The following is a 255-nucleotide window of genomic DNA, read 5'->3' on the forward strand; positions in this document are numbered from 1 at the left end:
GGCCGCTGGATTCGGTCGGGTCCTGGTGCTTTCACCGTTCGGCGGCAAGTCCCTGCAGCCAGTGGAGTGGGGCACGCACCTCGCCACTCAGATAGATGCTCTGCGCCACGGTGGCAGCAGTGTGGCCACCGTATTTCCCGACAGCGACGCCGAACACCTGTTTGGGGTGAACGCCATGGACCTTTCGCTTCGTCCCGCCGCCGCGCAAGCCGGGTACGAACAAGGAAGAGCCCAAGCGGCAACGCTCAAGGAACT

Annotated in this window: 1 protein-coding gene; it reads left to right on the top strand. The window is 64.3% G+C overall.

Going from position 1 to position 255, the window contains the following annotated elements; all coding sequences use genetic code 11:
* Positions 1-255: hypothetical protein (locus SB679_RS25255; protein WP_410705079.1), on the top strand; the 255-nt coding region annotated here is incomplete at both ends.

It is taken from the genome of Chryseobacterium sp. SIMBA_029 (assembly GCF_046535275.1).
Lineage (GTDB): Bacteria > Bacteroidota > Bacteroidia > Flavobacteriales > Weeksellaceae > Chryseobacterium.